Raw genomic sequence first — 13,152 nt, 5'->3', positions numbered from 1 at the left:
CGCCCGCCATGCAACGCGCCCTTCAGGTGGGCGCCGTTTCGTTCCCGTGCAGCGTTCTGAGCTTCCTTAGTTCCGGGAACCACCGCATCCACAATCCCGCCACGGCGATCGTGCCCATGCCGCCGATCACCACCGCCGGCACGGCCCCGAACAGTTCCGCCGTCACGCCGGATTCGAACTCGCCCAGTTGGTTGGACGCGCCGATGAACAAGGTGTTCACGGCGCTGACCCGGCCCAGCATGTGGTCGGGCGTATTCAACTGCACCAGCGACGAACGCACGACGACGCTGATCGAGTCCGCGGCGCCCAGCACGACCAGCGCGCCTACCGACAGCGGAATCGAGGTCGACAGGCCGAACACGGTCGTCGCCAGCCCGAACAGGATTAGCGAACCGAACAGCAGACGCCCGACGTTTTCGCCAAGGCTCAGGCGCGCCAGCGTCAGCGACATCAGCGCCGCGCCGCAGGCGGGCGCGGCACGCAAGGCGCCCAGCGCCCACGGCCCCGCATTCAGGATGTCTTTGGCGAAGATGGGCAGCAAGGCGGTCGCCCCGCCCAGCAGCACGGCAAACAGGTCCAGTGACAAGGTGCCCAGCAGCAGCCGGCGCTGGAAGATGAAGGTGATGCCGGCGAACAGCGTGCGCCACGTGGTTGGCTCCTTGCGCGGCGGGGCACGGTCGATGACGAGCGTGGCGATGGACGCGAAGGCCGTCAGGTACAGCGCCGCCGCCACGCAATAGATCCACCCGGCCCCCAGGCTATAGCCGATGCCGCCCAGCGCGGGGCCGGCGATCTGCGCGATCTGCCCGCCGGAAGACGCCAGGGCGGTGGCGCGCGGCAGCCACTCGCGGGGCACGACAGCGGGAATCAGCGTGGACAGGGTCGGCGCTTCGAAGGCGCGCGCCGAACTCATGATGATGATGGTGGCGTAGATCAGCGTCTTGCCGCCCACGCCGTGCAGCGCCGCGATCGCCAGGACCAGCGTGGCCAGGGTCTCCAGCGCCATGCACAGGGCAACGATCTTGCGGCGGTCGTAGCGGTCGGCCACGTGGCCCACCACCAGCGTCAGCGCCGCCATGGGCAGAAACTGCGCCAGCCCGATCAGCCCCAGGTCGATCGCGCTGCCCGACAGCGCATAGATCTGCCAGCCGACCGCCACCGAGACAATCTGGAAGGCCAGCGACGCGCTGATGCGCGCGAACAGGAAATGCAGAAACGGGGGGCGGGTAAGCGGACTGGGGGAGTCGGGGGCGGGCATGGGAGCTTGCGCGGCAGGCGCGCGGACGGTGCCGGAATCCGCCATTCTAGTGACAGCCGGCTGACGCCAAACTAAAGCGCCAGCCGGCAGCAGGGGCAATCCGCCGCAGGGTTATTCGCCGATCGACACCAGTTCGGCGCCTTCGGTGACCTGGTCGCCCACGCCGTAGAACACTTCCTCGACGCGACCGTTGGCCGGCGCCGAGATCGTGTGCTCCATCTTCATGGCTTCCATGACCAGCAGGGGTTGGCCCTTTTCGACCGTGTCGCCTGCCTTGACCGAGATCGAGATGATCTTGCCGGGCATCGGCGCCGTCAGGCCGCCGCCGTGTTCGCCCTGCGTGTCCTGGGCATGCGCCAGGGGGTCGTAGAGCTCAAGCACGTGCACGCCGCCTTCGCCGAACACATGGGCGCGGTCGGCATGCAGAACGACCGTACCGGCGTTCTCATGGCCTGCCAGCGTCACGCGCAGGCCATAGGCCAGATTGGGATTGGCGCTGGCGTGCGAGCGCCACAGGAACGGCTGCGGGCCCGAGCCGGTATCCAGCGTCCAGGCGCCGCCTTGGCGGGCGACGGTCACGCGGCGCGTTTCGCCGTTGTCCACCCACTGCAGATGGCGCTGGTACTGGTTGCCCAGGCGCCAGCCGTCGCGGGCATCCCAGGGGTCGGACGGACCCTTGGCGGCGGGTTGTGCGCCGGTTTGCGCGCCGGGCTGGGCCAGGCCCTGGCGCACCAGCACGGCGGCCGAGGCCAGCGCCAGCGTGGCGGCGCTGGCGGCCTGCGGTTCCGGCAGCAGCGTGGCGCGCTGGCGTTCGATCAGGCCGGTGTCCAGGTCCGCGGCGGCAAAAGCGCTGTCCTGCATCAGGCGCGACAGGAATGCCACGTTGGTCTGCACGCCCACGGCCTGCGTCTGGGCCAGCGCCTGCAGCATGCGGGCGCGGGCCTGATCGCGGTCGGCGCCGTGCACGATCAGCTTGGCGATCATGGGGTCGTAGAACGGGGTGATCGTGTCGCCCGTGCGCACGCCGCCGTCCACGCGGATGTCGGCGTTGGCGAAGGCGGTGTGCGGGGGCAAGCCCAGGTAGGCCAGCGTGCCGATCGACGGCAGGAAGCCCTTCTCGGGGTTCTCGGCGTAGATGCGGGCCTCGATGGCGTGGCCGTTGATGCGCAGGTCTTCCTGGCGCGCCGGCAGCGGCTGGCCGGCGGCCACGCGCAGCTGCCATTCCACCAGGTCGTGGCCCGTAATCATTTCGGTGACCGGGTGCTCGACTTGCAGGCGGGTGTTCATTTCCATGAAGTAGAAGCGGCCGTCGGGCTCGGCGATGAACTCCACCGTGCCCGCGCCCACGTACCCGACGGCGCGCGCGGCGGCGACGGCGGCTTCGCCCATGGCGCGGCGGCGGTCTTCCGTCATGCCGGGGGCCGGCGCTTCTTCGATCACCTTCTGGTGGCGGCGTTGCACCGAGCAATCGCGCTCGAACAGGTAGACGCAGTTGCCGTGCGTGTCCGCGAACACCTGGATTTCGATGTGGCGCGGCTTTTGCAGATAGCGTTCGATCAGGACGCGGTCGTCGCCAAAGCTGGACGCGGCTTCACGCTGGCAGGAGGCCAACGCATCCAGGAACGCGCCCGACGATTCCACCACGCGCATGCCCTTGCCGCCGCCGCCGGCGCTGGCCTTGATCAGCACGGGGTAGCCGATGCCATCGGCCTGGGTCTTGAGGAACTGCGGGTCCTGGTTGTCGCCGTGATAGCCGGGCACCAGCGGCACGCCGGCTTTTTCCATCAGCGACTTGGCGGCCGACTTGCTGCCCATGGCGGCAATGGCGGACGCAGGCGGGCCGACAAAAGCGATGCCGGCTTTTTCAGCGGCTTCGGCAAAGGCTTCGTTTTCCGACAGGAAGCCGTAGCCGGGGTGGATCGCGCCCGCGCCGGTGTCGATCGCGGCCTGCAGGATGGCGTCGGCGCGCAAGTAGCTGGCGCGCGGTTCCGATCCGCCGATGTACACGGCCTGATCGCAGGCGGCCACATGGCGCGCGTTGGCGTCCGCGTCCGAATACACGGCGACGGTGCGCAGTCCCATGCGGCGGGCGGTGGCGGCGACGCGGCAGGCGATCTCTCCGCGGTTGGCAATCAGCAAAGTGTCGAACATGAATGTCATCCTGGCTGTAATTCTTCTTGAACTGCGGTGCTGCAAGCGGGAGGGCGGGCGCCCTACATCCGGAACACGCCGAACTTCGTGTCTTCGATCGGCGCGTTCAGCGCGGCCGACAAGGCCAGCCCCAGCACGCGGCGGGTATCCGCCGGCGCGATGATGCCGTCGTCCCACAGACGCGCCGTGGCGTAGTACGGGTGACCCTCGTGTTCGTACTGTTCGCGGATGGGCGCCTTGAAAGCGGCCTCTTCGTCAGCCGACCACTGGCCGCCGCGCGCTTCGATGCCGTCGCGCTTGACCGTGGCCAGGACGCTTGCGGCCTGTTCGCCGCCCATCACCGAGATGCGGGCGTTGGGCCACATGAACAACATGCGCGGCGAATACGCGCGGCCGCACATGCCGTAGTTGCCGGCGCCGAACGAGCCGCCGATCAGCACGGTGAACTTCGGCACGGCGGCGGTGGCCACGGCCGTCACCATCTTGGCGCCGTGGCGCGCAATGCCTTCGTTTTCGTACTTGCGGCCCACCATGAAACCGGTGATGTTCTGCAGGAACACCAGCGGGATCTTGCGCTGCGCGCACAGCTCGATGAAGTGCGCGCCTTTCTGCGCGGACTCGGAAAACAGGATGCCGTTGTTGGCGACGATGCCGACGGGCATGCCCTGGATATGGGCAAAACCCGTCACCAGCGTGGGGCCGAAGCGCGCCTTGAATTCGTCGAATTCGGAACCGTCCACGATGCGTGCGATGACTTCGCGCACGTCGTAGGGTTTGCGCGTGTCGGCAGGGATGATGCCGTTCAGTTCGCTGGGATCGAAGCGCGGCTCACGCACGGGGATCGTGGCCAGGGGCGCGGGTTTCTTGCGGTTCAGGCGGGCGACCGCGTTGCGCGCCAGTTGCAGCGCGTGCATGTCGTTGGCGGCCAGGTGGTCCACCACGCCGGACAGGCGCGTGTGCACGTCGCCGCCGCCCAGGTCTTCGGCGCTGACTTCTTCGCCGGTGGCGGCCTTCACCAGCGGCGGGCCGCCCAGGAAGATGGTGCCCTGGTTCTTCACGATGATGGATTCATCGCTCATGGCGGGCACGTAGGCGCCGCCGGCGGTGCACGACCCCATCACCACGGCAATCTGCGAAATGCCCTGCGCGGACATCTGCGCCTGGTTGTAGAAGATGCGGCCGAAGTGTTCGCGGTCGGGGAACACTTCGTCCTGCTGCGGCAGGTTGGCGCCGCCCGAGTCCACCAGATACACGCAGGGCAGATGGTTCTGCGCGGCGATCTCTTGCGCGCGCAGGTGCTTCTTGACCGTCATCGGATAGTACGTGCCGCCCTTGACCGTGGCGTCGTTGCAGACGATCACGCATTCGGTGCCCGACACGCGGCCGATGCCGGTGATGACGCCTGCGCCCGGCGCGTCGCCGTCGTACATGCCGTGCGCCGCCATGGGCGACAGTTCCAGGAACGGGCTGCCCGGATCGATCAGGTTCTCGACGCGGTCGCGTGGTAGCAGCTTGCCGCGCGCCACGTGCTTGGCGCGCGCGGCTTCACTGCCGCCCAGCGCCGTCTGCGCCAGTTTCTGATTCAGGTCATCCAGCTGCGCCTGCATGGCGCGCGCATTGTCGGTGAAGTCCTGCGACCGCGGATTGATGCGGGATTCGATGATGGGCATGGGGTTCCACCCGTCCTGCTTGATTGGAATTTGAAGGCGCTCTGGTCGAGCGGTTTGTCTCGCTGCCCGGTGGGCCGGGCATTCTTGTCGATATGGGTTTTCGTTGCGCCTTTCGCGACACGGCCCGCGACGGACCCGTCGCGTCCGGAAGCCATGCAGGAAAGGCGCAGCGAAAACCCGCTTGGAAGACGGACGCCCGTCCGTCCCCCAAACGTTTTCTTAGACCATCTCGATCGCCATCGCCACGGCTTCGCCACCGCCGATGCACAGTGTGGCTACGCCGCGCTTGCCGCCGGTCTTGCGCAGCGCGCCGACCAGCGTGGCCATCAGGCGGGCGCCCGACGCACCGATCGGGTGGCCCAGGGCGGTGGCGCCGCCGTTGACGTTGACCTTGTCGTGCGGCAGCTTGAAGTCGTTCATGGCGGCCATGGTGACCACCGCGAAGGCTTCGTTGATTTCGTACAGGTCGACGTCCTCGGCTTTCCAGCCGGTCTTGGCGAACAGGTTCTTCAGCGCGCCGACGGGGGCGGTGGTGAACCAGCCCGGCTCTTGCGAGTGCTGGCTGTGGGCCACGATGCGGGCCAGCGGTTTCACGCCGAGCTTTTCAGCGGTGGAGGCGCGCATCAGCACCATCGCGGCGGCGCCGTCGGAAATCGACGACGAGTTCGCGGCGGTGATGGTGCCGTCTTTCTTGAAAGCGGGCTTCAGCGTGGGGATTTTTTCCGGCATGGCCTTGGTGGGGGCTTCGTCGGTGTCGATCACGGTGTCGCCCTTGCGGCCGGCAACGGTCACGGGGGCGATTTCCCACTTGAAGCTGCCGTCTTCCGTGGCGGCGCGGGCGCGGCGCAGCGATTCCAGCGAGAACGCATCCTGCTGTTCACGCGTGAATTCGTATTTGGCGGCGCAGTCTTCGGCGAACACGCCCATGGCCTTGCCCTTGTCGTAGGCATCTTCCAGGCCATCCAGCGCCATGTGGTCATACACGGTGTTGTGGCCGAAGCGGTAGCCCTGGCGGGCTTTCAGCAGCAGGTACGGCGCGTTGCTCATGCTTTCCTGGCCGCCCGCTACAACTACCTGCGCGCTGCCGGCCGCCAGCAGATCGTGGCCGAACATGGCGGCCTTCAAGCCCGAACCGCACACCTTGTGGACCGTGGTGCAAGCCACGCCCAGCGGCAGGCCAGCGCCCAGCGCTGCCTGGCGCGCGGGCGCCTGGCCCTGGCCGGCTTGCAGCACGTTGCCCATGATGACTTCATCGACTTGCTCGGGCTTGATGCCGGCGCGTTCGATGGCGGCCTTGATGGCCACCGCGCCCAGCTCGTGCGCGGCCAGGCCGGACAGGCTGCCCAGCATGCCGCCCATGGGCGTGCGGGCGATGGAAACGATAACAATGGGATCTGACATGGCTAGCTCCTGTGAGGGTCGGGTCAGCGTCTGGGGATCGGCACGGCGCGGTCGCTTGAAGGGCGTGCCGATCGCAGGCGTCTGTCCGTATCGTAAGGGAAAAATTCTTCAATCCTGCCCTGCGCCACCTGGGCACGGCAGGCTTGCCACCAATCCGGTTCCAGCAGGTCGGCGTGGTGGCGCATGAAGGCGCCGCGCACGCGCGCGTCGCCTAGCAGGAAGCGGCCGAATTCTTCTGGGAATACGTCGTTCGGTCCAATGGCGTACCAGGGTTCGGAGGCCATTTCCGCTTCTTCGTTGGGGGCCGGCGGAATACGCCGGAAGTTCATTTCGGTCATGCGCTGGATTTCGTCGTAGTCATAAAAGACGACCCGGCCCAGCCGCGTGACGCCGAAGTTCTTGTAAAGCATGTCGCCAGGAAAGATATTGGCGGCCGCCAGTTGCCGGATCGCGTCGCCGTACTCGCGCACGGCGGGTTCCAGCAGCGCGTCGGACGCCTGGCGCAGATAGATGTTCAGCGGCGTCATCCGCCGTTCGATGTAGACATGGCGGATGACGACCGTGTCCCCGGTTTCCTCGATCAGGCTGGGCACCAGGCGGCGCAGTTCATCCAGCAATGCCGGGGCGAAACGGCTGCGCGGTAGCGCTACCTGCGAATACTCCCAGGTATCGGCCATGCGGCCCACGCGGTCGTGCAGCTTCACCATCTGGTACTTGCGGCGCACGGTGGCGTGGTCCATGCCGTCTTTGTCGATGCGGTCCTTGATCAGCTTGAACACGTAGGGGTAGGACGGCAGCGTGAACACGCACATCACCATGCCCTTGATGCCGGGCGCGATGTCGAACGCGTCGCGCGAGTGGGCCAGGTGATGCAGGAAGTCGCGATAGAACAGCGTCTTGCCCTGCTTCTGCAGGCCGATCATGGTGTAGAGCTCGGCCTTGGGCTTGCGCGGCAGCAGCGTCGCCAGGAAGTTCACCACGGCGGCCGGCGCTTCCATGTCCACCAGGAAATACGCGCGCGTGAAGCTGAACAGCGTGCTCAGGTCATCCGCGCCCAGCAGCAGCGCATCCAGCGTCACCTGCCCCGCCGGGTTGCGCGTCAGCGCCACGGCAAAGGGATAGACGGTGGTCTGGTTGATCAGGCGGCCGACGATATAGGCGCCCTTGTTACGAAAGAACAGCGAGCCCAGCGCATGCACCTGGCAATCGCTGGCGATGCGCCGGCCGACGTGGCGCGGCAACAGTTGGCGCAACTGCGCGACCGCGGCGCGCGCCAGCATGCGGGTGTCGCGCGGCAGGTCTTCGAAGGGCAGTGCCAAGCCGAAGTCCGCCACCATGCGGATGAGGCTTTTCTCCAGCCCGTCGGTGGCCGGGTAATACACCCGGTACGACGGCGTGCTGCTGTCCAGGTAGTCGGTCGCGACGGCCGGGCGCACGAACAGGAAATCGTTATGGAAATAGTCGCGGTGCAGCAGCCGGCACGACACCGAATTGAAGAAGGTCTCGGCGCATTCCGGCTGGCGGTGGTCGCCCAGCAGCCCCACGAATTCCTGCTTGATCTGTTGCCAATATGCGGTTTGGGCGTCGGTCAGCGCGGGTGCTTCGGCCCCATTCGCGCCGTTGTTGCCGTTGTTGCGGTTTGTGCCGTTTGTGCCATTTGTGCCGTTCCCTCCGCTTGTGCCATTCGTCCCGCCGCAGTTCTGGCCCGAGGCGCCCAGCGCGCCCTCCGGGCGGCCGCGCAGCACGCTTTCCAGCTGCGTGGCGCATTCGCGCACCCGCATGTCGTAGTACTCGATGCGTTCGCGGGACAGATGCTGGATGCCGTGCCAATCGCCCGATTCGAACAGCGCCTTGGCGCGCTGCGCGCTGTAGCGGAACAAAGCGTAGTGGCGGTCGAAGCCCGCCAGGATCAGCCGCGCGACGTCCAGCGGCGACGGCCCCGGGACGGGAGCCTGCTCGATATGCTGGACATCGGACATGCGGATCATGGCGGCGGCGTCCCGGGCGTCAGGCGGTCTCGTTGAACAGTTCGCGGCCGATCAGCATGCGGCGGATTTCGCTGGTGCCGGCGCCGATCTCGTACAGCTTGGCGTCGCGCCACAGGCGGCCCACCGGGTACTCGTTGATGTAGCCGTTGCCGCCCAGGATCTGCACGCCCTCGCCTGCCATCCACGTGGCTTTCTCGGCCGTGTACAGAATCAGCGCGGCGCAGTCCTTGCGGACCTGGCGCACGTGTTCGGCGCCCAGCTTGTCCAGGTTCTTGCCCACCTGGTAGCAAAAGGCGCGGCTGGCCTGCAGCGTGGTGTACAGGTCGGCGACCTTGCCCTGGATCAGTTGGAATTCGCCGATGGCCTGGCCGAACTGCTTACGGTCGTGGATATAGGGGACGACGACGTCCATCACGGCCTGCATGATGCCCAGCGGGCCGCCGGACAGCACGGCGCGCTCATAGTCCAGGCCGCTCATCAGTACTTTCACGCCGCCGTTGACTTGGCCCAGCACGTTTTCTTCAGGGATCTCGCAGTCCTGGAACACGAGTTCGCCCGTGTGGCTGCCGCGCATGCCCAGCTTGTCCAGCTTCTGCGCCACCGAAAAGCCTTTGAAGCCCTTTTCCACCAGGAACGCGGTGATGCCGCGCTGGTGCGCTTCAGGGTCGGTCTTGGCGTAGACGACCAGCGTGTCGGCGTCCGGGCCGTTGGTGATCCACATCTTGGTGCCGTTCAGCACGTAGCGGTCGCCTTTCTTGTCGGCGCGCAGCTTCATGCTGACCACGTCCGAACCGGCGCCCGGCTCGCTCATGGCCAAGGCGCCCACGTGTTCGCCGGAAATCAGCTTGGGCAGGTACTTGGCTTTTTGCGCCGCCGTGCCGTTGCGGTTGATCTGGTTCACGCACAGGTTGGAGTGCGCGCCGTAGGACAAGCCCACGGAGGCGCTGGCGCGCGAGATCTCTTCCATCACCACCATATGGGCCAGATAGCCCATGTTGGCGCCGCCGTATTCCTCATCGGCCGTCATGCCCAGCACGCCAAGTTCGCCGAATTTGCGCCAGAGGTCCATGGGGAACTGGTCGCTGCGATCGACTTCCGCCGCGCGGGGCGCGATCTCGGCCTGCGCGAAATTGCGCACCGCGTCGCGCAGCATGTCCAGGTCTTCGCCCAGGTCGAAGTTCAGGCCGGGAAGATTCATCGATGTCTCCGTGATAGTGGGTACTTACATTCTTATGGACGCCTGCCATCGGCGCGATGCCGCCACCGGAGGCTCATCATGCGCCGATCGCGTCTTGCTGCGCAATGATGCAGTGCAAATATTACGTTTACGTAAACGTAAATTGGAGTCGGGTTATCCCTAGGACATTGCGTCCTTGGCTGAGTGCGCGGCTGAGTAATATTCCAGCCGATCCCTTGAATCCCCGCCTTGGCGCTATGGAGTTTGCCGTGCTCGAACTATCGAATCTGGACGAAATTGTGGCGCTGCGGCGCGATATCCACATGCACCCCGAGCTTTGCTATGAAGAGCACCGGACCGCCAAGGTGGTGGCGGACACGCTGCGCGGCTGGGGCATCGAAACGCATACCGGCATCGCCAAGACCGGCGTGGTCGGCGTGATTCGCCACGGCGCGTCCGACCGGGCCATCATGCTGCGCGCCGACATGGACGCGCTGCCCATGCAGGAAGAGAACCAGTTCGAACACCGTTCGCGCCACGACGGCAAGATGCACGGCTGCGGCCACGACGGCCATACCGCCATGCTGCTGGCCGCGGCGCGGCACCTGCAAAGCGCGGGCGGTTTCGACGGCACGGTGTACCTGTGTTTCCAGCCCGCCGAGGAAGGCGGCGCGGGCGGGCGCGCCATGATCCAGGACGGACTGTTCACGCGCTTCCCGTGCGAAGCGGTGTTTGGCATGCATAACTGGCCGGGCCTGCCGGCCGGGTCGTTCGGCGTGTGCGCCGGGCCGATGATGGCGGCGGCCAACGGTTTCAAGATTACGGTGAAGGGCAAGGGCGGCCACGCCGCCGCGCCGCAGGATTGCGCCGACCCGGTGCCGGCGCTGTTCGCCATCGGCCAGTCGCTGCAAACCATCCTGACGCGCAGCAAGCGGCCGCTGGACGCCGCGGTGCTGTCCATCACGCAGGTCCAGGCGGGTGGCAGCGTCATCAACGTGATTCCGAACAGCGCCTGGCTGGGCGGGTCGGTGCGCGCCTACAGCACGGACGTGGTGGACCTGATCGAACGCCGCATGAACGAGATCGCCGGCAACATCGCCGCCGCGCACGGCTGCGAGGCCGACGTGTTCTTCGAACGCCGCTATCCCGCGCTGGTCAACACCGTGGCCGAGACCGAGTTCTGCATGGGCGTCATGCGCGACGTGGTCGGCGAAGACCGCGCGCTGACCATCGAACCCGCCATGGCGTCGGAAGATTTCGCCTTCTTGCTGCAGGAAAAGCCGGGCTGCTACGTGTTCCTGGGCAACGGCGACGGCGAACACCGCATGGCCGGCCATGGCCTGGGCCCATGCATGCTGCACAACGCCAGCTATGACTTCAATGACGCCCTGATTCCGGCGGGCGCGTCGTACTGGGTTCGCCTGGCGCAACGCTATCTGGCGGCCTGACCGCCGCGCCCGCGGGATGTGTTTCACGATTCACGCTTGACTCAACGCAGTGCCACGCAACATCACCAGGACGATATGAAAAAGAAAACAGTGCTGATCAAGGCCGCGGGGGCGGCCCTGGCAATCATGGCAAGCGGCGCGATGGCCCAAAGCTGGCCCGCCAAGCCCGTTACGCTGGTCGTGCCCTACACCGCGGGCGGCAGCGCCGACGCGATCGGGCGCCGCCTGGGCGACGTGCTGCGCAAGGAAACCGGTATTACCGTCATCGTTGAAAACAAGCCGGGCGCCGGCGCGTCGGTGGGCACGGACTTTGTCGCCCGCGCGCAGCCGGACGGCACCACGTTGCTGCTGGCCTCGACCAGCCCGCTGACGATCTTTCCGCATCTGGCCAAGACCAACTATGACCCGATGAAGGACCTGACGCCGGTGACCAGCGTGGCCGTGGCGCCGGTCGCTATCGTGGCGACCAAGGCGCTGCCGGTGAAGGACTTCGCCGGTCTGGTGGAGTACGCCCGGGCGCACCCCGAGGGTGTGCGCTACGGCACGCCGGGCCAGGGCACCGTCGCCCACATCGGCATGGCCGCCGTCACCGCGCAGACCGGCACGAAAATGCTGCACGTGCCTTACCGCGGCAACAGCCAGGCGCTGACCGACGGCCTGGGCGGCGTGGTCGAGTTGCTGGTGGTCAATAGCGACGTCGTGCTGCCGCATGTGGCCAATGGCGCGCTGCGGCCATTGGCGGTGATGGCGCCGCAACGCCTGGCCGCCTGGCCGGACGTGCCCACGATGGCCGAACTGAAGCTGCCGCAGGCGCAGTACTACTCCAACTTCGGCGTGTTCGCGCCCGCCAACCTGCCGCCGGCCGTGTCGCAACCGCTGCTGGCCGCGTTGACGAAAGCGATCGCCAGCGCCGACTTCCAAGACCTGCTGGCCAAGTCGTACCTGCAACCTGGCACGGCATCGGGCGAAGCGTTCGCCAAGCAGGTGCAGGCCGAGTTCACGAACAACGCCCGCCTCATCAAGGAAGGCAATATCAAGGCGGAGTGATCGGGATTCGCGGGCGGGTTGATGGGTGCCGCGCGGTTCGCCGCGGCCGGCTTTGATACGGTTTCTAGCGCGCTACCCCGCCTACCGCAGTCCGTCCGGAACTGGACGTAGGATGGGTGGAGCGCGAGAGTTCTTAAGCAAGAACATTGCCGCCCAGCGCGCGTAACCCATCAAGCATCGGTTGCGTTGTGGCTGATTCGGCCAAGAAATCACCGCTGCTTGATGGGTTACACGCGCTGGGCGGCAATGTCCTTGCCAGGAAGCGTTCGCGCTCCACCCATCCTACGTGCCCCTGGGCCCGAACATGATCACCAGCATGCCGGCCAGGCACAGGCCCACGCCGACCCAATCGCTGGTGCTGGGCCGCACGCCGTCCACCGCCCATAGCCACAGCAGCGCCATGCCGATGTAGACGCCGCCATAGGCAGCGTAGACGCGCCCGGATGCCGTTGGGTGCAACGTCAGCAGCCAGGCGAACAGCGCCAGGCTGGCGGCGGCGGGCGCCAGCAGCCAGATGGAATGGCCCTTGCGCAGCCATAGGTACGGCAGGTAGCAGCCGACGATTTCGGCCAGCGCGGTCAGGATGAACAGCGCGAGGGTCTGCAGGGCGCCCACGTGCCAGCCTTCAGGGCTTTTGCGCCAACAGGGCGCGGCATTCGCGCTCCTGCTGCGCGATCTCTTGCAGCGTGTCTTCGATGTCGCGGCGCTGCTGCTCCAGCGTGGCGCGGTGCTGTTCCAGTACGCTCAGGTACTGGCGCAGCTGCACCTCGGTGTCGCCGGGGCCGTCGTACATGTCGATCAGGGTCAGGATTTCAGACAGCTGCAGCCCCAGCCGCTTGCCCCGCAACGCCAGTTTCAGGCGCGTGCGGTCGCGCGGACCGAAGATGCGGTTGCGCCCCTCGCGCGCCGGGCTGACGATCCCCTGGTCTTCATAGAAGCGGATCGTGCGGGGCGTGACGTCGAACTCGCGGGAGAGTTCAGAGATGGTCCAGGTTGACGAGGGCATGCGGCG

General features: G+C 66.7%; 10 protein-coding genes. 2 read left to right on the top strand and 8 right to left on the bottom strand.

What is annotated here, in order from left to right; genetic code table 11:
• Positions 1-22: 22 nt before the first annotated feature.
• The 6 genes from ACI0FO_RS11255 to ACI0FO_RS11230 form a co-directional block, all read right to left on the bottom strand.
• Complete coding sequence (locus ACI0FO_RS11255; protein ID WP_416026692.1) at positions 23-1,258, bottom strand: MFS transporter; 1,236 nt, start codon at positions 1,256-1,258, stop codon at positions 23-25.
• A 111-nt stretch (positions 1,259-1,369) separates the two neighbouring features.
• Positions 1,370-3,409, bottom strand: coding sequence for an acetyl/propionyl/methylcrotonyl-CoA carboxylase subunit alpha (locus ACI0FO_RS11250; RefSeq protein WP_416026690.1), 2,040 nt, complete (start codon positions 3,407-3,409; stop codon positions 1,370-1,372).
• A gap of 62 nt (positions 3,410-3,471) precedes the next feature.
• Positions 3,472-5,079, bottom strand: a complete 1,608-nt coding sequence (locus tag ACI0FO_RS11245; RefSeq protein ID WP_416026688.1) for a carboxyl transferase domain-containing protein — start codon at positions 5,077-5,079, stop codon at positions 3,472-3,474.
• A gap of 219 nt (positions 5,080-5,298) precedes the next feature.
• Complete coding sequence (locus tag ACI0FO_RS11240; protein ID WP_416026686.1) at positions 5,299-6,480, bottom strand: acetyl-CoA C-acetyltransferase; 1,182 nt, start codon at positions 6,478-6,480, stop codon at positions 5,299-5,301.
• 23 nt (positions 6,481-6,503) lie between these two features.
• Positions 6,504-8,468: a bifunctional isocitrate dehydrogenase kinase/phosphatase gene (aceK, locus tag ACI0FO_RS11235; protein ID WP_416026684.1), complete on the bottom strand. Its 1,965-nt coding sequence runs from the start codon at positions 8,466-8,468 to the stop codon at positions 6,504-6,506.
• 19 nt (positions 8,469-8,487) lie between these two features.
• On the bottom strand, positions 8,488-9,666 hold the full coding sequence (locus tag ACI0FO_RS11230) for an isovaleryl-CoA dehydrogenase (RefSeq protein WP_046803954.1): 1,179 nt from the start codon (positions 9,664-9,666) through the stop codon (positions 8,488-8,490).
• A 248-nt stretch (positions 9,667-9,914) separates the two neighbouring features.
• Between ACI0FO_RS11230 and ACI0FO_RS11225 the strand changes: the two genes are divergently transcribed.
• Positions 9,915-11,093, top strand: a complete 1,179-nt coding sequence (locus ACI0FO_RS11225) for a M20 aminoacylase family protein (RefSeq protein ID WP_310035546.1) — start codon at positions 9,915-9,917, stop codon at positions 11,091-11,093.
• 75 nt (positions 11,094-11,168) lie between these two features.
• Positions 11,169-12,140 carry a Bug family tripartite tricarboxylate transporter substrate binding protein gene (locus tag ACI0FO_RS11220; RefSeq protein WP_416026682.1) on the top strand — a complete coding sequence of 324 codons (972 nt, stop codon included), beginning with the start codon at positions 11,169-11,171 and terminating at the stop codon, positions 12,138-12,140.
• 282 nt (positions 12,141-12,422) lie between these two features.
• Here ACI0FO_RS11220 and ACI0FO_RS11215 read toward each other — a convergent pair whose 3' ends face one another.
• Both ACI0FO_RS11215 and ACI0FO_RS11210 read right to left on the bottom strand, forming a co-directional pair.
• Positions 12,423-12,755 (bottom strand): YnfA family protein, encoded by a 333-nt coding sequence (locus tag ACI0FO_RS11215; RefSeq protein WP_416026680.1) that lies wholly within the window; start codon positions 12,753-12,755, stop codon positions 12,423-12,425.
• Between the two features lie 10 nt (positions 12,756-12,765).
• On the bottom strand, positions 12,766-13,146 hold the full coding sequence (locus tag ACI0FO_RS11210; RefSeq protein WP_006226120.1) for a MerR family transcriptional regulator: 381 nt from the start codon (positions 13,144-13,146) through the stop codon (positions 12,766-12,768).
• Positions 13,147-13,152: the final 6 nt, after the last annotated feature.

The sequence above is a fragment of the Achromobacter marplatensis genome, from assembly GCF_049060505.1.
GTDB classification, from domain to species: Bacteria; Pseudomonadota; Gammaproteobacteria; order Burkholderiales; family Burkholderiaceae_B; genus Achromobacter; species Achromobacter marplatensis_A.
This window is presented reverse-complemented; position numbering and strand designations above follow the sequence as displayed.